The organism is Lysinibacillus sp. NPDC058147, from assembly GCF_042884205.1.
In the GTDB taxonomy this organism is placed as follows: domain Bacteria; phylum Bacillota; class Bacilli; order Bacillales_A; family Planococcaceae; genus Lysinibacillus.
In genome coordinates, this window is the sequence record NZ_JBHVUJ010000004.1 from 322,060 (window position 1) to 342,316 (window position 20,257).

Here is a 20,257-nt window from a genome sequence, read left to right on the forward strand (position 1 = left end):
GAAAAAAATAAATACAACATACAAAGCTGCTCCTTTAAGTTATAAAGGGCAGCTTTTTTATTTTATATCCGCCATATTCAATAAGGAAAAAGCAACTAACCATAAAAATATTGCAATTCGAATGATATTCAGAAAAAGAAAGTTTTCTTTCACGTTTTAATTTTTTTAAAAGCCTCACGGAAAAAACAGAACATAAGAGTAGAACTGCTATAGATATTTGATATACGTTCTCTAAAAAATCCACATTTTCAAACAGAATCAACATGATCATCCTCTCATCCTAGAATGTATGAATTGTCTTTTTTAGTATGCTGATCCTTTAGTAGAATCGTAGGCTAAATAAACTATTTAGTTAATCTAAATTGTGATATCTAGGACTCTGATTAATAGCTAGAATCTTATCAAATTAATATTTATTTAAAAATATATTGAATTTTCTTTCTTCTTTGAATATAATTTATTTAATTTTAAAAGGAAACGCTGTACCTATAATAGAAACAAAGAGGGTGGAGACTTGAAAATAGCAACAGATATTGGTGGTACTTTTACCGATTTAGTGTATACGGATGACAAAGGGAATCTTCATTTTGACAAAGGGCATACGACCCCAGGGCATTTTGAGGATGGCATACTGAATGTATTAGAAAAGCATGTAACGGAAGATTCATTGGTCGAATCATTTATTCATGGTTCTACGGTCATTATTAACACGTTAACAGAAAGAAAAGGAGGCAAAGTCGGTTTAATTACGACGAAAGGTTTCCGTGATGTTTTAGAAATTGCTCGTGGGAATAGACCAGATTTATACAATTTTAAATATAAAAAGCCGACACCTTTTGTGGAGCGCTATTTAAGACAAGAGATTGATGAGCGGATCGATTATAAGGGCAATGTTTTGAAGGCGTTAAACATTGAGGAAGTAAGTAAAATAGTAAATAAATTTAAGGAAATAGGTGTAGAAGCTATCGCCATTTCATTCATTCACGGCTATAAAAACCCTATACATGAAACACTACTAAAAGAAGAGATTCTAAAAATTTGGCCAGAGGTGTATATAACACTTTCAAGCGAAACGATTAAAGAATATAGAGAATATGAAAGAACAAATACTACTGTCTTAAATTCATATGTAAAACCGATTGCTCATGCTTATTTAAAAAGCTTAAAAGAAAAATTAAGTACAATCGGTATTACAGAGCATTTAAATATTATGCAATCGAATGGAGGAACGACAAGTTTTGAAAAAGCAATGGAGCTTCCAATCAACCTAGTGGAATCTGGTCCAGTTGCAGGGATGTTCGGAGCAGCTAAGCTAGGAGAGCTATTAAATGAATCCAATATTATCGCTTTTGATGTAGGTGGAACGACTGCGAAATGTTCCCTCATAACAAATGGAAAAGTAAATGTAACAACAGATTACTATATTGAAAGAAATGAAAAATTTGCAGGCTATCCTATTAAAACACCTGTCGTAGATATTGTGGAAATTGGAAATGGTGGCGGTTCCATAGCAAGAGTAGATCAATTTGGCTCATTAAAAGTCGGCCCAGATTCTGCCGGAGCTAACCCAGGACCCGTCGCCTATGACTTAGGAAACACACAACCGACCATAACGGACGCTAATGTCTATTTAGGAAGATTGTCATTAGAAAACTTTGATCATCCGGCTTCTATTAACAAAATTGAAGAGGCACTTATTGCATCAATCGCTAAGCCATTTCATGTTACAGCTGAAGAGGCAGCACAAGGAATTCTAGATATTGCAAATTCTAATATGTTAAATGCTCTAAAATTAATTTCTATTCGTAAAGGATACGATCCAGAGGATTTTACAATGGTTGCCTTTGGTGGTGGTGGTCCACTACATGCTATTAATTTAGCGGAAGAATTGAACATGAAAAAAGTGATTATTCCATACGGGTCATCCGTTTTTTCAGCATTAGGTATGATGATGACGGAATACCGACAAGATTATATTCAAACAAATTTAACGGACTTTAATAACGATTGTATAGCTGATATTCAAAAAAATATCGATACAGTTATTGAACGTGCAAGTTCTGATGTCCCGTTATCAAGAGATCATTATCATTTTGAGATTAATTACGATTTACGCTATAAAGGTCAGGAACACGCTGTAAAATTGAACGCATCCAATATCGCAATCAATGAAGTGGAGCTTAGTCATTTAGTGGAAGCGTTCCATTTTAAACATAAACTGGAGTTTTCTTTTGATTTACCAGATACCCCAATTGAATTAGTGAATTTACATCTCACTATTTATGGAAAAGATGAGGCAGTTCAATTTAAGGAGTTAGATTTCTCTAACGTTGACGTAACTACATGTATAAAATCGAAACGTCAACTATATGTCAAGGGAACCGGATGGATAGAAGTAAATGTTTATGATCAGCAAAAGTTAGTACCTGGATATGTGATTTCTGGGCCTGCAATTGTCGAAAATCCTACATCTACGGTCGTTATAAGTGAAAAACAATCTATTGAAATAGATACTTATGGAAATATGATTGTGGAGATGGAGGGGAAGTAAGTGATGAAAAAAGACGTTTTTGCTGTAGAAATTATTCAGGATTCATTGCTAGCAATTGGAGATGAAATGTTTGTCGCCTTAGCTCGTTCATCAATGAGCCCAGTAATATATGAGGTATTAGATTATGCCTGTGGTTTAACAGATGCGCAAGGTAATTTAATTAGCCAAGGAAACGGTGTGACAAGCTTTATAGGAATGCTAAGTCCTATGGTTCAGCATGTTATTGAAAAGTTTAAGTGGGGAGAAAATTTACACGAAGGTGATGTCATCATTATTAATGATCCTTATGTTGGAGGAGGATCTCATTTATCAGATGTTGGTTTAGTCTTACCGATTTTCCATAATGGAGAGATTATCGCTTATTCCGCCAATAAAGCTCATTGGACAGAAGTTGGTGGAATGGATCCAGGTTCGTTTACGAGTAATTCCAATGAAATTTATCAAGAAGGTTTACAGCTGCCAGGAGTGAAACTATATCAAAAAGGGGAGTTAAACGAAGCAATCTATGAAATTATATCTACGAATGTTCGTTTACCAGAGCTGTCAATCGGAGATATGTTCGCTCAAGTTGCTGCATTAAAAACTGGTGAAAAACGAATCACTGAACTTTGTCAGAAATTCGGTGCTGAATCTGTTAAGTTGTCGATTGAAAAATTATTGGGCAAGGGTGAAAAGATTGTGGAGCATGAGCTACAACAATTACCCAAAGGAGAGTTTTATGCGGAAGACTTTATTGAAGGAGATCCATTAAAAGGCGGACCTTACCCTATCAAAGTAAAGGTGACGATAAATGATGAAAAATTCATTTGTGACTTTAGAGGATCCCATCCTGCAGTTCATGTACCTGTAAATTGTTCAGAATTTGGATTAATGGCTAGTGTGAGAGTTATGTTTTTAGCGTTACTTGATGATATTGATGTGATTAACGAAGGTATATTTAAACGGTTAACAATCATTACAGATGAGAATTCCATTGTTTCTGCCAAACGACCACACCCAGTCTCGATGAATTTTGAGGCACGCATTGGAGCAGCAGATTTAATTTGGAAAGCACTTGCACCTTACTTACCAGAAAGACTTTCAGCGGGACATTTACAGTCTGTTTGTACATTTATTTTAACAGGTAAAAACCCAGACAACGACGAGTCATTCTTAATTGTAGAGCCATCTGTTGGTGGTTGGGGAGCCTCAAATGATGAAGATGGTCAAAGTGGACAATATTGTATGGGAGATGGAGAAACGTATAACCTTCCTGTTGAGATTGCGGAGACAAAATACGGTATTCATATTGATGAATATAGCTTAAATTCTGATGGGGCAGGAGCTGGAGAATTTAGAGGTGGTTTAGGTGTACGTCGTGTGTATAGTGTTAATCATGATGGACAAAAGGTCTCTGTCAACTTAGGTAGACATCAATTTTCACCATTTGGCTTAAATGGTGGGATGGAAGGCTCTCATAACTATTTAGTGATTCATAAAAAGGATGGAACAAAGCTCGGACCAGTTGGTATACTAGCTAACTATGAGTTGCAAAAAGGAGACAAAATAGAACTTGTTACAGCAACAGGCGGAGGGTATGGTAATCCGAAAGAGCGCAGTATTCAAGCGATAGAAAAAGACTTGTTAAATGACTATATTTCTTTAGAAGTAGCAGAAAAGCACTATGGCTATAAAAATGCTTAAAAGGAGAAATATTATCTGAAGAGTTAATAAAAAGTACTCATCAATTTTAATCCCATATCTCAAAACATTAAATATATAGGAGTTGACTCAATGAATAATAAAGTATTACAGCCTAGAACTTTAGAACCTGTGACTCTATTAATGGTAGTTTTAACATCTGTAATTGGTGCAATAATTGGGATACAACTGATTACTACTTTAGGGATTTCTGCTAATACATCGATTGTTGGTGCTATATTTGCAATGATTTTAGGAAGGATTCCTATTGGGAAGCTGATCGAGTTCAAATCCGTTCATAGACAAAATATAATTCAAACGGCGATATCATCCGCAACCTTTAGTGCCGCGAGTAGTTTAATGTTGCCAATTGGTATTCCCTATGTTTTAGGCTATGAAAACTTAGTATTACCATTGTTTATCGGTGTTATTTTAGCGATGTTTGTTGATGCTTTATTATTATATAAATTTTTCGATACGAAGATTTTCCCAGCAGCAGGTACTTGGCCTCCTGGGATTGCAACTGCTGAAGCGATTAAAGCTGGAGATAAAGGCGGTAATAATGCAAAGGTACTAATTGGTGGTGTTTTTGTCGGTATTGTGGGAGCTGTACTTAAAATTCCAATGTCAGCTTTTGGGGTAGCGTTTATCGGGAATATTTGGGCGCTTACAATGTTCGGGATTGGTCTTTTACTAAGAGGCTATTCTGTTCAACTATTTAATGTAGATTTAAACGAATATTATATTCCACATGGTGTAATGATTGGTGCCGGAATCGTGGCGCTGTTCCAAGTAGGCTTTACTTTATTAAATAAGAAATCTACTGAAAAGACAGAAGAGTTAGCGTATTCAAAGGATTCTAAGGAAATTAGACAGGGCTTTGGCGCAGGGTTTATTGCTTATTTATTGATTGCTGTATTAATCGCACTTTTGGGTGGATTGATATCACATATGTCTTTCGGCATGTTGATAGGCTTCGTTGTTTTCGCAACAATTGCTGCATTTGTACATGAATTAATTGTTGGGATTGCAGCCATGCATGCAGGTTGGTTCCCGGCATTTGCTGTAGCGTTTATAACGCTTATTGTCGGAATTTTGATTGGTTTTCCACCTCCAGCGCTTGCTTTATTAGCCGGATATAGTGCAGCAACAGGTGTCGCCTTTGCTGATATGGGCTATGATTTGAAAACGGGTTATATTTTACGTGGTCATGGTAGTGACCCCGCATTAGAAAAAGAAGGTCGTAAGCAACAAATGATCGCTGGTATTATAGCCTTCTCTATCTCTGCCATTGTTGTTTTACTTTCTTATCAATCTTATTTTGCACAAGGTTTAGTGGCACCTGTAAATCATGTATATGCTGCTACAATTAAATCTGGTGTGACAGGTGACGTGGCTCAACAATTATTGATTTGGGCGATACCAGGCGCACTTATTCAACTGATCGGTGGTTCAAAGAGACAAATGGGTATCCTGTTTGCGACGGGTTTATTACTGATCAACCCTATTGCTGGATGGGCTGTTTTAGTAGGCATTTTACTTCGCGTTATTTTCACTTCTGTAACGAAAGGTAAGAGAGAATCTGAAATGACTGTATTTGCAGCTGGGGTGATTGCTGGAGATGCTTTATATAGTTTCTTCTCTTCTATTTTAAAAATAGGAAAATAGAAAGGAGTAATGGATGATGGTAAAAGTTCTATCTTACGAGGATGGTATTGCCGCTGTTTATGGTGGTGTAATACTTGGAGGGGGCGGAGGAGGCCTTCTAGAGGAAGGTCTAAAACTGGTTGAAGAAATATTTGCTGCTGGTGTACCTCAGTTACTCGATGTAGAGGAATTAAATAATGAAGATTTGGTCGCTTGTGTGGCGATAGTTGGAGCCCCTTCAGCAGCTGATCAATTTATTTCTAATGAACAACTATGCTGGAGCTATAGAAATATGGATGAGTATACTGATAATCGATTAAAAGGAATTATTACGAACGAAAATGGAGCTATTACGACCATAAACGGTTGGTTGCAGTCGGTTTTATTGAATGTACCGGTCCGTTGATGCTCCTTGTAATGGACGAGCCCATCCAACTGGAATTATGGGCTCCTTGAATTTACATGAACTTGAAGAATATAAATCTGTTCAATTTTATGCGGGTGGAAAGAATGATTTTGCTATTCAAGGTTTTGTCGAGGGTGATTTACAAAATACAGCAAAAACCGTTCGCCATGCCTCTATTTTAGCTGGAGGAATGGTAGGGGTAACGCGCAACCCTGTTACCATTAGTTATTTAAAAGAACATGGTGCCCCGACTGCAATTTCTGCGGCGATAGAACTCGGTTATTGCTTCTTGAGTGGACAAACAATCGAAGAAAAATTGGAAAATGTCATTCGTCAGTTGAATGGGGTGCATATCGTATCTGGTCTAGTGACGGATTATTTATTAACAAAGGAAAATGGCTTTGATGTAGGTAAATTAACAATTGAGGATTATCAATTAACTTTCTGGAACGAGTATATGACTTTATCGAAAGAGGGTAACATTGAATCCAAATTTCCGGATCTTATCATGACTTTCGATGTGGACAAAATGATTCCTGTTCCTAGTGCAAGCATTAGAGAAGGGATGCATGTTGCCGTTATTCAAGTTGATCAGCGTAATTTAAATTTGAGTACAACGATGAAAAATAAGGCATTATTGCAGGAAGTTGAGGATGTTATTGGAACTATTCTATAAATAGCAGTTGAATAAGAATAAATTAATAAAAGCTGCCTTCATCTACAATAAATAAGATGGGCAGCTTTTATTGTTTCTTCAGCGGGTGGGTATTACATAACATAACTATCGTTCCTACTTCCTTCATCACTTAATACTTCATTTACGGCATAAACGAAATTCGGAAAAAATGTTGCCTAAAAAAATTCTCTAGTTTTGTAAGCACGACTCTGATGATTCAGCTTTTCGCATATGTTGGCAAGAAATTGGTGTATTATTTGCCACTAATGGGAGGAGTTACGTTCACATATATTCAAGATTATGAATAGAAGAAGGTAACGTCAATTAATGATAAAAATATCACACGTTTGCGACATTTGGTCAAAGCTTTTTTGGTCGTGAAAACAGGCTAACTGTTTGTTCACTTATTTCGTCATGTACATTCGCTATGCGGGTTAAAACAAAGAATTTCTAAGGGAAAGTGTTCACTTTTATTTGTTTTTTTAGATGATTGCTTTACTCTATAAGCACGTCATCTTTCAACACAATATTCAATTGTAATCCCGCTGAAGTTGTAAAACATAGTTTTTGTACATTACTGAAATAGTGAGCTTACAGAACAAAGCTAGTTGTTCTGTATATTCATCTTACAATATTCTGAAAAATTAGTCAATTGAAAACAACTACTAACTATTCTAAGCAATACAGTATAATAAAGTATGAAGGGACTGAACAAAGAATATGAACAATTTAATGATCAAAGTACGAGAAATTTATGAGCAATTTGATGCTAGTCATGATTTTCAACATATAGAACGTGTTTATCAAAATGCGTTAACTATATTACAAACAGAGCCGGAAGCTGATGCAGAAGTTGTGAAAATTGCTGTGCTTTTGCATGATGTAAGTGATAAAAAGTATACAGATAGTAAGGAGCAAGAAAATAAGCTAATTGCCGAGCTATCTTTAAGTGAGGAGAAAAAGCAACATATTCGAGATTGCATCGCACAAGTATCGTTTAATGGTGGCAACGAGCTAGAAGCAACTTCTATCGAAGCAAAAATAGTACGAGATGCAGATCGCTTAGATGCGATTGGGGCAATCGGTATTGCACGCACATTTGCTTTTGGTGGAGCTAAAGGTCGCAAGCTTTACGATAAGGAAGAGGACGCACGTACGGATATGACAGAGGAGGAGTATCGCAAAAAAAATACATCCTCAGTTACACATTTTTATGAGAAGTTATTATTGCTAAAGGATTTAATGATTACTGACAAGGGCAAGCAAATGGCTGAAGAACGCCATCAATTTATGGTACAGTTTTTAGAGCAATTACAAAATGAAATAGGTAAGTAATTCCACATGCTGCTAAAAAAATCCGATGTCTATTTCAATAGACATCGGATTTTTTATACTTCAATTTTATAGACAGCCGCTCGAGCAGGATATGAGTTTGCAATTGTATCATCAATATGAAACTGTCTGAAATGCGGGGGATTGATTCTCGCATTGAAGTTCATGATATAAGTATCTTTTCAGTTGATCTGGCGCATGCTAACTTCGATGAATTTGATATTGTCAAAAGTTTTTAACAAGAAAGTTAAAATAAAAAAAGGGCGATATTTCTAATTTTTATTCATTAAAAAAAGAGAAATGAGTCAAAACTCTTTTCATCCGTTACATAAAGCATATATAATAACTTATGTTTTTTCGACAATGGGGATCAAAAATTAGGTCTATATTACATTCAAATAATATTAGATCATGGGAGAAATCTCTTTATAAAATACATTGGGGTAACCGTCAAAGGAGTTTTACATCATGAAAGAAGCAAAAAGCACAGTAAAATGGATTCCTTTCCTCATTACCCTTGCTGTTGGCGTAGCTATCTGGTTTTGTCCAGTACCTACAGGAGTAGATGAAAAAGCGTGGCATCTGTTCGCTATTTTTGTTGCGACAATTATAGGATTTATATCTAAACCATTGCCAATGGGGGCTATCTCCTTTATTGCTATGGCTATGATTGCCATAACTAATACATTAACTATTGAAGAGACATTAAGCGGTTTTGGAAATTCAACGATATGGCTAATTGTTATTGCCTTCTTTATTTCTCGTGGATTTATTAAAACTGGACTAGGGGAACGAATTGCCTATGTATTTGTTCGTCTTTTTGGGAAAAAAACTTTGAGTTTGTCTTACTCTTTACTAGCGAGTGACCTAATATTAGCGCCAGCTATTCCTAGTAATACAGCTCGTGCTGGTGGTGTTATATTCCCAATCATCCAGTCATTATCTCATACTTTCGGATCTAAACCAGAAGACGGGACAGAGCGTAAGATGGGTGCCTTTCTTTTAAAGGTAGGCTTTCAAGGGAATTTAATAACGTCTGCTATGTTTATGACAGCTATGGCAGCAAATCCTTTAATTGTTAAGCTAGCTAGTGATTCAGCTGGAGTAACTATTACTTGGTTTGGTTGGGCAGTTGCAATGATTGTCCCTGGGTTAACAGCTTTAATTGTTGTTCCTTATGTTATTTATAAAATTTATCCGCCTGAAATCAAGGAAACACCTGAGGCAGCAGCAATCGCTAAACAGAAACTGGATGAATTTGGTCCACTGAAAAGTTCTGAGAAACGAATGATTGTAGTATTTGTAGCTGTGTTGTCGTTATGGATTGGTGGAGACTACTTAGGCATTAGTGCCACTACAGCAGCTCTTATAGGTCTTTCATTGCTGTTATTATTAAATGTATTAACATGGGCAGATATCAAAAAGGAAGAAGGAGCATGGGATACGTTAGTTTGGTTTGCAACGCTATTTATGATGGCATCTTTTATGAACAAACTAGGGCTGATTCCATGGTTTAGTAATGAAGTTGGTGGACTTGTATCTGGGTATAGTTGGATATGGGCTGTTTTAATATTAGCATTAGTCTATTTCTATTCTCATTATTTCTTTGCGAGTTCTACTGCCCATATTAGTGCGATGTATGCTGCATTTTTATCTGTTATGCTGCAAGCAGGAGCACCTGCTATGTTGGCAGCTGTATTATTAGCGGCATTTAGTAATTTATTTGGTGCCACTACTCATTATGGCTCTGGTCCAGCACCGGTCTTCTTTGGTGCAGGTTATATTGATCAAAAAAAATGGTGGACAGTTGGATTTGTAGTTTCCGTTGTTACTATCCTGATTTTTGTTATAGTAGGAGGACTATGGTGGAAGCTTCTAGGTTATTGGTGAAATAATTAGCTTCTTTATCCGGATAGAAAATATTTCTATCCGGATATTTTTTTTGAGATTTTTAATTCTTCTTCATTAGGCACAATTTTTTTAGATAGGTAAGAAGAGTTTGTTGTCCTTTGTTTACCTGTCATTTGGTGTTATGATAAAAATGGATATCAATAATAAACTACATATAAAAAGTAGTATGGACACTAAACAACACCTAATGAAAGAGATGGACAAGTGTAATGAGTCATTTAATAGTACAAAATTTAACGAAAACAGTGGGCGATAAAACGCTCTTTCAAAATATTGAATTTACGATTTATGAAGGGGAGCGAGCTGGGCTAATTGGTATTAATGGTACTGGTAAATCCACATTGCTTTCTATTTTAGCAGGTGAAATCGAAGCGGATTCAATGAATGTTGACCGCCCAAATAAATACCGTGTAGCTTATTTACCACAGGAACCTACTTTTGAAAGTGGAGAAACTGTGTTACAAGCAGTGTTTGCAGGGGATTCACCTATTTTAAAACTTAATCGTGAATATGAGGAAACGGTTGCTGCACTTGCATTAAATCCGACTTCGGAAAGTTTACAAAAAACGCTATTTAGCTTGCAGCATCGTATGGATGAGGAGCAGGCATGGGATGTCAATGCACTTGCTAAGACAGCACTAACGAAGCTTGGCATTGAAATGTTTGATAAAGAAGTATTAACTTTGTCAGGCGGTCAGCAAAAGCGCGTTGCTTTAGCTAAAGTATTAATAGAGCCGGCAGATCTTTATTTATTGGACGAGCCTACCAACCATTTGGATGTGCAGTCAACGGAGTGGCTTCAGGAAATGGTGTTACGATTAAAGGGAGCAGTAATCTTTATTACCCATGATCGTTATTTTTTAGATGAGCTATCTACTCATATTTACGAGCTAGCTGATCAAACATTATACCGACATACAGGGAATTATGGGGATTATTTAGAAGCACGTGCTATTCGTGAGGAAATGAAAGCAGCATCTGCACAAAAAGATCGCAATCGCTATCGCTCAGAATTAAAATGGATTCGTCGTGGAGCAAAAGCGCGTTCTACGAAGCAAAAGGCACGTATCCAGCGTTTCGAACAGTTAGAGGATAACTTGGAGCGTAAATCAGAGGATGTTTCTCTTGAAATTGGCCTAGCAACAACTCGTCTTGGTCGGAAGGTTTTAGAGGCTGAAAATATTTCAAAGGCTTTTGGTCAACAAAAAATCCTCGATCACTTTTCATTTTTACTACAGCAGGGCGATCGTATCGGTATTATCGGAGCAAATGGTGTAGGAAAATCAACATTATTGAACATGCTAGCAGGAGAATTGACACCTGATGCTGGTGAAATTCTTGTTGGTTCGACAGTGAAGTTAGCACATTTCAAACAAACTTTACCAAAAATGAATGAAAATGAACGCATGATTGAATATATCCGCGAAGCTTCAAATGATATCACAGATGCAGAGGGTGTACGTTATTCAGCCGCTCAAATGCTAGAGCGCTTCTTATTCCCACTTCATGCACACGGTACACCTATCGGTAAATTATCGGGTGGTGAGCGTAAACGTCTGCATTTATTACGATTATTAATGGAGCAACCAAACGTATTGTTACTAGATGAGCCTACAAATGATTTGGATATTGAAACATTAGGTGTGCTCGAGGATTTCATTGAGCATTTCCCTGGAGTCGTTATCACTATATCCCACGATCGCTTTTTCTTAGATCGAATTGCGAAAAAGCTGTGGATTTTAGATGGTCTTGGGCATGTTAATGAGACGCTTGATATTTACAGTGAATATTTACAAAAGCGCGAACAGGAAGCCGCTGTAAAAGTAGAGGCGCCAAAAGTCGAAAAACCTAAGACCGAAAAGCCTAAATCGGATAAGAAAAAATTATCCTTTAAAGAGCAGAAAGAATGGGAAACGATTGCTGATGAAATAGAAAAGACGGAAACAGCGATTATGGAGACAGAAGAAGGTATTGCCAACGCTGGTTCTGATTTTACAAAGCTACAGGAATTAACGGGGAAGCTAGATGAACTAAATGCACAATATGAGCACCTTATTGAAAGATGGTCATATTTAGATGAAATCGTAAATGGATAAGGAGCGATATACATGAAGATTATTACAATTGAACCGACACCGAGCCCTAATTCTATGAAGATTGTCGTTGATACAGAGTTACCTTTTGGCAAAAGCTATAATTTTACAAAGGATAATAAAGATGAAGCAACTGGTGAAGCAGCTGCAATTTTAGCAATCGAAGGTGTTAAAGGCGTTTATCATGTAGCAGATTTCTTTGCTGTTGAGCGTAACGCAAAGTATGCATGGGAAGGTATTTTAGCAAGCATCCGTCAAGTTTTAGGTGAAAATGTACATGAAGTAAACACAGAACAAGTAGCTAATGAATTTTATGGTGAAGTGTACGTTCATGTGCAGTTTTATAAGCAAGTACCACTTCAAGTAAAGGTCTTTGATAACCAACGAGAGCACCGTGTAAGCTGTGGTGAGCGCTTTGTGAAAGCTTTCAATAAAATTATTGAGACAGCTGTTGATGAAAATTATATTTTCCAACGTAAATGGATTGACTATGGTGTACGTTATGGAGAGCTTGAGGAAATTGCGGAAGTAGTAAAAGAAGAAATCGATGTCACATATTCTGAAGAACGTTTAGCAGAGATTGTCGCAATGATTAATGATTCTGAGAAAACTATTGAGAAGTCAGCTAAACTAAAAATAACTGTTGAACAGTTTAAGCAACCGGAATGGGAAAAACGTTTCCAATTGCTTGACCAAATGGCAGATCCAGAGCTAGATGATTTACCGTTATTAGATTTGGCGTTACAAGATGAGCAAATGTCAATTCGTCGACTGGCAACCGTTTATTTAGGAATGATTGAAGATGTGGCAGTTGTTCCATATTTAGAAAAGGCATTACAGGACAAAAGTGCAGCGGTGCGTCGAACTGCAGGAGATTGTATGAGTGATCTTGGCTTCGTGGAATTTGAAGACGCGATGCAACAAGCATTACAAGATAAAAACAAACTTGTTCGTTGGCGTGCAGCTATGTACTTATATGAAGTCGGTACCGAGAAATCATTAGCGGCATTAAAGGCTGCTGCAGAAGATAAAGAGTTCGAAGTGAAGCTACAAGTAAAAATGGCGATTGCCCGCATCGAACAAGGTGAGGAAGCAAAAGGATCTGTTTGGAAGCAAATGACAGAGTCTCGCCAGCAATAAAACGAAAAAACCAGCATCTATTTGAGCAATTCAAAATAGATGCTGGTTTTTTATATTTCATTTCCGTTTTTTCATTAGACTGGCTTCCTAGAAAATACTGATTATGGTTGATTTTAATGCATTTTCAGGAGGCGTTCAATAATTTGGAGATATGTGTATGAAGCAGTCGGAGATTTGGGGAAATCAGATCAACTAGCCGTATGAAGGCAATGAAACAAGGCCTATATCCAAAAGAAGTAAATAAAATGGAAAAATTATTTCCTAAGATCAAGTAGTTTCGCTTTGATATTCTTTCAGTCATGTTTTTTTCACAAGTTTCATACATTGAAATCTCACAAGTTATTTTATAGTGGAACAGGAGAACAGGAACTTAGGAGAGCGGGGGCATATTGTATATCGGTACCCCTGAAATTTAAGCTATAAGAGCACAGTGCATAATAAATAATAACAAATGACAAATAAAACAAGATTATAGTTTTTAAGGAGGGAAGATAAGTGAAGTTGAAATACGATTTCGTAGACTTGCCTTTAAATGAAATTAGAGTAGGCGCTACAGGAAGAACATTATTGGATTATTGTCTTAACCGTAGCCTTATATTTGCCTTAGCAATGAATGAAGTCTTTGGATATGACATCATTGCAATTTGGCGCCCAATAATACAAGACAACAGAGTTTTGCAAATGAAACTATTAAAAGTATATTTAGAAACATCTTATTTAGGCAAACGATGCTTGTTCGATCCATCAGGTAATATCCAAACATCTGAAGTAATTAAATATGAAGGGGCCATTACAGAGCTTATCCCCCCCCAACAGTTTAGAAGTCAAATGAAAGATTTGACTAAAAAGTATTTCGAGGGAGATTTTGATGAAACTAATTTCGACAACTCATTCGCTCAAGAACTTGAAGAAATAAAACAATTCATACTAGAAAACACAATTCGATACGTCCCTATCTTTAGTTATATTGAGAATGCCCTTACAGAAAGTGGTTGGGAGCAAGTAGAGAGAAGCTTGTATCATCCGGATAAAGAAGAACCATTCCACCGGGCTGTTACAGGATGTAGATATTCTGCTACTCGTTCAGTTGGTCAATTCCAACATATAATCGTAATCGATGTATTAAAAGACGGGGGAGTTATATACCACATTGAGACCGATGATAATCATCGTATCTTCCAGACTGGTGTTTGCTCTATGGAACAATTCATCCTTGTTCTAAAGGAATGCGTCGATATTAAATATCCTATCAGATCACAAGTGATGATATCCGCCTTAAAGATAACGGGTGAAGTAATTTATACCACTATTACTAACAACTACAAACCGCTTTATTTAGTTGATTTTCTCGGCGGTAAACACTGGCTAGAAAATGATGATTTAATGGCCATATCCACTAACTAATTAGAGTAACTTCACGACACAGACACTTTAACGTTTGGTACAAAGGTTCATTAATAAGGCGCATCCTGTTAAAGCATGATTCTTTGTATATTCCTGATATTCGTAAGAAGTAGTGAAAATGGAGGGTGATAATTTAGTTTGTAAGACTTGTGGTAATGATTCGTTTCCCAAGGTGAATTAGGCGGATCTTATGCAAATGTAAAAACAATTAGGCTCGTTAAGCTAAATTTTTCGGGTTCACCAATGATTTTATCTATTTGTAAGCATTTTGGAGAAGTATCTTCAATGAAAGTTAAGAAACTAGATAAGTTCAAAAAGTATCGTATAGTTATACTTTGGGTCACTTCCAGCAGAGTGACCCTTTATTAATTTCTTACTTCAGTACGCTTCACCTTACGGAACATTTTCTTTCAAACGCGATATAAGAAATATTCTTCTCTTAGTGAACTAACTTGCAGCGTTAGTTGAATAGTAACAATCTTTTCGAAAACAGACTTTCACTAAATCCTCTAATGTTCTCCTTAAATCTTCAAAAGTCGTAGCTCTAACATTTTGTGTCCAGTAATACGTTTCCTCGTAGTTACCTGTGGTTAGGTAACCTTTAACATCATTAAATGTTTTAACTGTGCGAAAGTGAAGCGTCACCGGCAAAGCACTCAATCAGAACGGAAATCAACCACACATTAATTTTATAGGGCCTCTCTTAAGTCTCTTTTTATCGAAAAATAACATAATATATATTATTTTGTGTTTTCTAGCTTTTCACTACTAAACATAAAGTTAAAAGCATTTTATATATTATTAACAAATTGTCTAATACTTGTTTAATAGGACAATGATAGAATTATTTAAATTCGGAATATTCTATAAAATGAGGAGGCGTTTGAATGACAGTTACAAGTTTAAAGACAACGGAATCTTATATGCGTGACCGAGAAACAGTTATCGAACTTACACAAAAGCTAGTGCGTATAGAAAGCGTTTATCGAGAAGGCGATCCAAATGGCAATGAACAAGAAGTTGCGAATTATGTCGCTCAATATTTACGTGATATTGGGATTGAAACACATATAGAGGAAGTAGTGCCAGGTAGGCCAAATGTCATTGGTATTATTGATTCGGGTAAACCAGGAAAAACACTACTCTTTGAAGGACACACAGATGTCGTTACTGAAGGAAATCGGGAAGCATGGACGTACGATCCATTCGGTGCAGAAATTATTGATGGTCGAATGTATGGCCGAGGTACAAATGATACAAAAGGAAATCTTGCGTGTATGATTACAGCTTGTCAGTCGTTGTTACTGGATCAGGAAGAATTTACTGGCAAGATTATTTTATGTATTCCATGTGATGAAGAAGGATTGATGCTTGGGATTAAACATTTTATAAAAAATGGCTGGGCAGATGATGTGGATGGGGCGATTATCTGTGAGCCAGAGGAAAACAATGTTTGTATCGCACAGCGTGGGGCAATACGATTGAAAGTTGATATCTTCGGTAAAATGGCGCACGGTGCAATTTCTTGGAGTGGCATTAACCCGAACTGGCGAATGGCACGCTTTATCGTGGAGCTAGAAAAATTGGAAAAAGAAGAGCAAGCACGTTTAGGGCGTGATCCGATGCTTAATTGGCCATCTATTACACCAACGATTTTACGAGCACCCGTAAAAGGAGATGCGCAAATTAATGTCATTCCTGATCATTGTATGACGACGCTTGATATTCGTACTGTACCAGCACAGGATCATGAAGAGCTTCTTGGTAAAATTGAGGAAATTATTAAGCGTCTGCAAGCAGATGATCCGGATTTTAAAGTGGAGCTAACAGTGCTTGATAACCGTCCTGCAACAGCAACAGCGAAGGAGGATCCTGTTGTACAAGCCATTTATGAGGCAGTCGCTGAGGTAACGGAAAAAGAGCCGAAATATAACGGTGTCCCAGGGGCTACGGATGGAACGTTCCTTCATGTCCATGGAGTACCGATCGTAACCGTTGGAGCGGGTGATCGTGATATTCCCCATCAAATTGACGAATATGTAGATATCGAAGAATTAGCAGAAACAACAGCCATTTATCGTTTGGCAGCATTAAAGTTTTTAGGAGGTGATGTACAATGACTCTAACAAAAATCGCAGTGATCCCAGGTGATGGCATTGGAAAGGAAGTTATGGAAGAAGCACTAAAGGTACTAAATTTTCTTCAGGAACATGATTCATCTTTACAAATAGAAACAACAATGTTTCCTTGGAGCTCAGATTATTACCTCAAACACGGTTGGATGATGCCAGACAATGCATTAGAGATATTGAAAGAATATGATGCGATATTATTCGGAGCTATTGGAGATGCTCGTGTTCCAGATGATGTGACAGTATGGGAATTAATTATGCCGATACGAAAAAGCTTCCAGCAATATGTTAATTTCCGTCCGATTAAATCACTACCTGGCATTGCCTCACCGCTTGCCAACGGAAGAGATATTGATTTTGTTATTTTCCGGGAAAATGCGGAGGGGGAATATTCCGATAGTGGTGGGCGAATTTATCATAATCAACCACAGGAAATGACGATTCAAAATACGATTATGACTCGAATCGGTATAGAAAAAATTGTCCAAGCAGCTTGTGATTTTGCCTATAAAAATGGCAAAACAAAAATTACGAGTGCGACAAAATCGAATGCAATTATCCATTCAATGAAGTTCTGGGATGAGCATGCTAAGAGAATTCTAGCACAAAGTTCACCAGCACTAGAGTTAGAATCTATCTATATCGATGCTTTAGTAGCTTATTTCGTAGAGCGACCACAAGATTTTCAGGTTGTAGTTGCCTCTAATTTATTCGGAGACATTTTATCAGACTTAGGGTCAGCTATTGTTGGGGGGCTTGGATTGTCACCGTCAGCTAATTTAAATCCGGAGAAAGAATTCCCATCAATGTTTGAGCCTGTGCATGGGTCAGCACCAAATATTGCAGGAAAGGGCATAGCAAACCCAATTGCACAAATTTGGTCACTTGCTTTGTTACTCGGGCATATCGGAAGACCGGATATAGAACAGTTAATTGTACATGCGATTGAGACGGTTCTTCGAGAAGGTGTTGTGAAAACTGCAGACATTGGTGGACAGGCTACAACCGCACAAATGGGTGATGCGATTTGTCAGGAGATTATTAAAATGAATTTAGCGGCAAGGGGTGTATAGCATGGCAGTAGAACAACAGGTCATTATCGTTACAGGTGCTGGCGGCGGTATGGGAAAAGCCATTATTCAGGAGCAGCTTGCAAAGGGCAATATTGCAGTAGGGCTCGATTTATCAGTAGCTTCTCTTAGTGATTTAGCGCAGGATGCCTTGCAATGCTTTGAAGTCGATGTCTTACATGAGGAGCAAGTGAACGAAGTATTCACGCAGGTTTTCGACAAGTATGGACGGATTGACGGACTTGTCAATGCGCTTGGTATAGCACAGGCAGCAACACCAATTGAGCAAGTAACGATGGACGAGTGGAATCGGTTAATGGATGTCAATGTTAAAAGTTTATTTATTACAACAAAGGCAGTCGTTCCTTATTTGAAAGAGCGGAAAAAGGGTGCCATTGTAACAATCGCATCCATTTCTGCTGTACGTCCACGCCCAGGTTTGCAAGCCTATATTGCTTCTAAAGGGGCGGCAGAAAGCTTTACACGTGGTTTAGCTATTGAGCTAGCACCGTTCCAAATACGTGTTAACACGATTCATCCAGGGCCAGCTGATACACAGATGCTCGCTCAATTTACAGCACAAGGAGCAGACATCGAGCAAACAAAGCAAAGTGTTTTTGTTCAATCAGTCCCCCTTGGACGTTTAGTAGATCCAGTAGACATTGCAGGAGCAGTAAGTTATTTACTCTCTGATGCAGCGAGTATGGTTACAGGAACGACATTACATGTAGACGGTGGTCGCGGACTTTAGGAGGGATAAAGTGAAAAAAATTCCGATGTTTATAAATGGTGAGTGGGTTCACGCTAGTATGGAGGCAGTATTAGATGTTATGAACCCTTCTACTGGTGAAATCATTGCCCAAATTACGAATGCGAGTAAAACTCATGTCGACGAGGCTGTACGTGCTGCACGTGTAGCGTTTGAAAGTGAAGAGTGGCGGAAAATAAAGGCCTATGAACGAGGACAGCTACTTGTTGAATTCGCCCACTATATACGTAAGCATGCAGAGGAATGGAGTTTATTAGAATGTCGTGATGTTGGAAAGCCGTTAACACAAGCGAGAGCAGATATTGAAGCAGCAGCTCGCTATTTTGAGTTTTATGGGGGGGCAGCAGATAAAATAATGGGGGATACGATTCCCATTGAGGACGGTATTTTAAATGCGGTAGTGTTAGAGCCTGTCGGGATTACCGTACATATAGTGCCTTGGAATTATCCTATTCAAATCACCGCGAGAAGTGTAGCGGCTGCCATTGCTACTGGCAATGCAGTAATTATCAAAAGTGCTGAGGATACGCCATTTACTACGCACGCCATAACGGAATGGTTTGCGGATAAATTGCCAAGAGGTATTTTTCAGCATATTACAGGTTTAGGTCGTGATGTTGGGCCGTATTTAACATCTCATCCTGATATCAATCATATTACGTTCACAGGTTCTGTTCCAACAGGTATTGCAGTGATGAAATCAGCTGCTGAAAATGTTGTACCCGTAACGTTAGAACTTGGTGGAAAATCCCCAAATATAGTTTTTGCGGATGCCAACATGGCGCAAGCACTTGATGGAGTTGTACGTGCCATTATTCAGAATGCCGGACAAACATGCTCAGCAGGGGCTAGACTACTAATTGAAGAGAGTATCAAAGAAAAATTCATTGCTCAATTAGTGCAAAAATTCCAAGCTTTAAAAGTTGGTCCGGGTGAGGCAGACTTTGATATGGGGCCACTTCTAAATGAACGACAATATACGAAGATTTCAACACTGTTGCAAAAGGCGAAGGAAGATGGTTATGTGGTCACTGGCGGTGAAACACTGACGATTGAAGGATATGAAAAGGGCTATTATGTTGAACCAACAATACTGGCAGGGGTAGAAGCTAACGATGTACTTGCACAGGAGGAAATTTTCGGACCGGTGTTGACTGTATTGACGTTTACGACAGTTGAGGAAGCGATTTCTTTAGCGAACAGTACAGACTACGGTTTAGTTGCAGGGGTTTGGTCGAAGGATTTAGATACTGCACATTATGTCGCAAGCCGTGTAAAAGCGGGACAAGTGTTTGTTAATAACTATGGAGCAGCGGGCGGAATTCAAATGCCGTTTGGTGGCTATAAAAAGAGCGGCATTGGTCGAGAAAAAGGTTTTGTCGCGTTAAGAAATTATACGCAAATGAAAAATATCGCGATACGCTATGCACCACCAAATCGATAGAT

Annotated in this window: 14 protein-coding genes and 1 pseudogene; 14 read left to right on the forward strand and 1 reads right to left on the reverse strand. The window is 37.7% G+C overall.

The window, feature by feature from the left end; genetic code table 11:
* Window positions 1-57 precede the first annotated feature (57 nt).
* Window positions 58-265: pseudogene (locus ACFVT8_RS14295) on the reverse strand (hypothetical protein).
* Window positions 266-514: 249 nt separating this feature from the next.
* Here ACFVT8_RS14295 and ACFVT8_RS14300 point away from each other — a divergent pair.
* The 14 genes from ACFVT8_RS14300 (at window position 515) to ACFVT8_RS14365 (ending at window position 20,255) form a co-directional block, all read left to right on the forward strand.
* A complete protein-coding gene (locus ACFVT8_RS14300) occupies window positions 515-2,551 on the forward strand; it encodes a hydantoinase/oxoprolinase family protein (protein WP_387081127.1) in 2,037 nt (678 codons plus the stop codon).
* A 3-nt stretch (window positions 2,552-2,554) separates the two neighbouring features.
* The gene (locus ACFVT8_RS14305; protein WP_387081129.1) at window positions 2,555-4,234 is read left to right on the forward strand and encodes a hydantoinase B/oxoprolinase family protein; all 1,680 of its coding nucleotides are present in this window, start codon (window positions 2,555-2,557) and stop codon (window positions 4,232-4,234) included.
* A gap of 90 nt (window positions 4,235-4,324) precedes the next feature.
* Complete coding sequence (locus tag ACFVT8_RS14310) at window positions 4,325-5,899, forward strand: OPT/YSL family transporter (RefSeq protein ID WP_387081130.1); 1,575 nt, start codon at window positions 4,325-4,327, stop codon at window positions 5,897-5,899.
* A gap of 13 nt (window positions 5,900-5,912) precedes the next feature.
* On the forward strand, window positions 5,913-6,284 hold the full coding sequence (locus ACFVT8_RS14315; RefSeq protein WP_387081131.1) for an S-methyl thiohydantoin desulfurase domain-containing protein: 372 nt from the start codon (window positions 5,913-5,915) through the stop codon (window positions 6,282-6,284).
* A complete protein-coding gene (locus tag ACFVT8_RS14320) occupies window positions 6,268-6,960 on the forward strand; it encodes an S-methyl thiohydantoin desulfurase domain-containing protein (protein WP_387081133.1) in 693 nt (230 codons plus the stop codon). The genes ACFVT8_RS14315 and ACFVT8_RS14320 overlap by 17 nt, the downstream gene beginning before the upstream one ends.
* Window positions 6,961-7,680: 720 nt before the next feature.
* Window positions 7,681-8,295 carry an HD domain-containing protein gene (locus ACFVT8_RS14325; RefSeq protein ID WP_387081134.1) on the forward strand — a complete coding sequence of 205 codons (615 nt, stop codon included), beginning with the start codon at window positions 7,681-7,683 and terminating at the stop codon, window positions 8,293-8,295.
* Between the two features lie 465 nt (window positions 8,296-8,760).
* Window positions 8,761-10,182 (forward strand): anion permease, encoded by a 1,422-nt coding sequence (locus ACFVT8_RS14330; protein ID WP_387081135.1) that lies wholly within the window; start codon window positions 8,761-8,763, stop codon window positions 10,180-10,182.
* A gap of 230 nt (window positions 10,183-10,412) precedes the next feature.
* Entirely contained in the window at window positions 10,413-12,299 is a 1,887-nt protein-coding gene (locus ACFVT8_RS14335; RefSeq protein ID WP_387081136.1) for an ABC-F family ATP-binding cassette domain-containing protein, read from the forward strand.
* Between the two features lie 12 nt (window positions 12,300-12,311).
* The gene (locus ACFVT8_RS14340; RefSeq protein ID WP_387081138.1) at window positions 12,312-13,436 is read left to right on the forward strand and encodes a conserved virulence factor C family protein; all 1,125 of its coding nucleotides are present in this window, start codon (window positions 12,312-12,314) and stop codon (window positions 13,434-13,436) included.
* 495 nt (window positions 13,437-13,931) lie between these two features.
* Window positions 13,932-14,840, forward strand: a complete 909-nt coding sequence (locus ACFVT8_RS14345; protein WP_387081139.1) for a hypothetical protein — start codon at window positions 13,932-13,934, stop codon at window positions 14,838-14,840.
* A gap of 887 nt (window positions 14,841-15,727) precedes the next feature.
* Window positions 15,728-16,960, forward strand: coding sequence for a M20 family metallopeptidase (locus tag ACFVT8_RS14350; RefSeq protein WP_387081140.1), 1,233 nt, complete (start codon window positions 15,728-15,730; stop codon window positions 16,958-16,960).
* Entirely contained in the window at window positions 16,957-18,045 is a 1,089-nt protein-coding gene (locus tag ACFVT8_RS14355) for a tartrate dehydrogenase (protein ID WP_387081142.1), read from the forward strand. Before ACFVT8_RS14350 ends, ACFVT8_RS14355 begins: the two co-directional genes overlap by 4 nt.
* A 1-nt stretch (window position 18,046) precedes the next feature.
* Window positions 18,047-18,793 (forward strand): SDR family NAD(P)-dependent oxidoreductase, encoded by a 747-nt coding sequence (locus ACFVT8_RS14360; RefSeq protein WP_387081144.1) that lies wholly within the window; start codon window positions 18,047-18,049, stop codon window positions 18,791-18,793.
* A gap of 10 nt (window positions 18,794-18,803) precedes the next feature.
* On the forward strand, window positions 18,804-20,255 hold the full coding sequence (locus tag ACFVT8_RS14365; RefSeq protein ID WP_387081146.1) for an aldehyde dehydrogenase family protein: 1,452 nt from the start codon (window positions 18,804-18,806) through the stop codon (window positions 20,253-20,255).
* The last annotated feature ends 2 nt before the right edge of the window (window positions 20,256-20,257 follow it).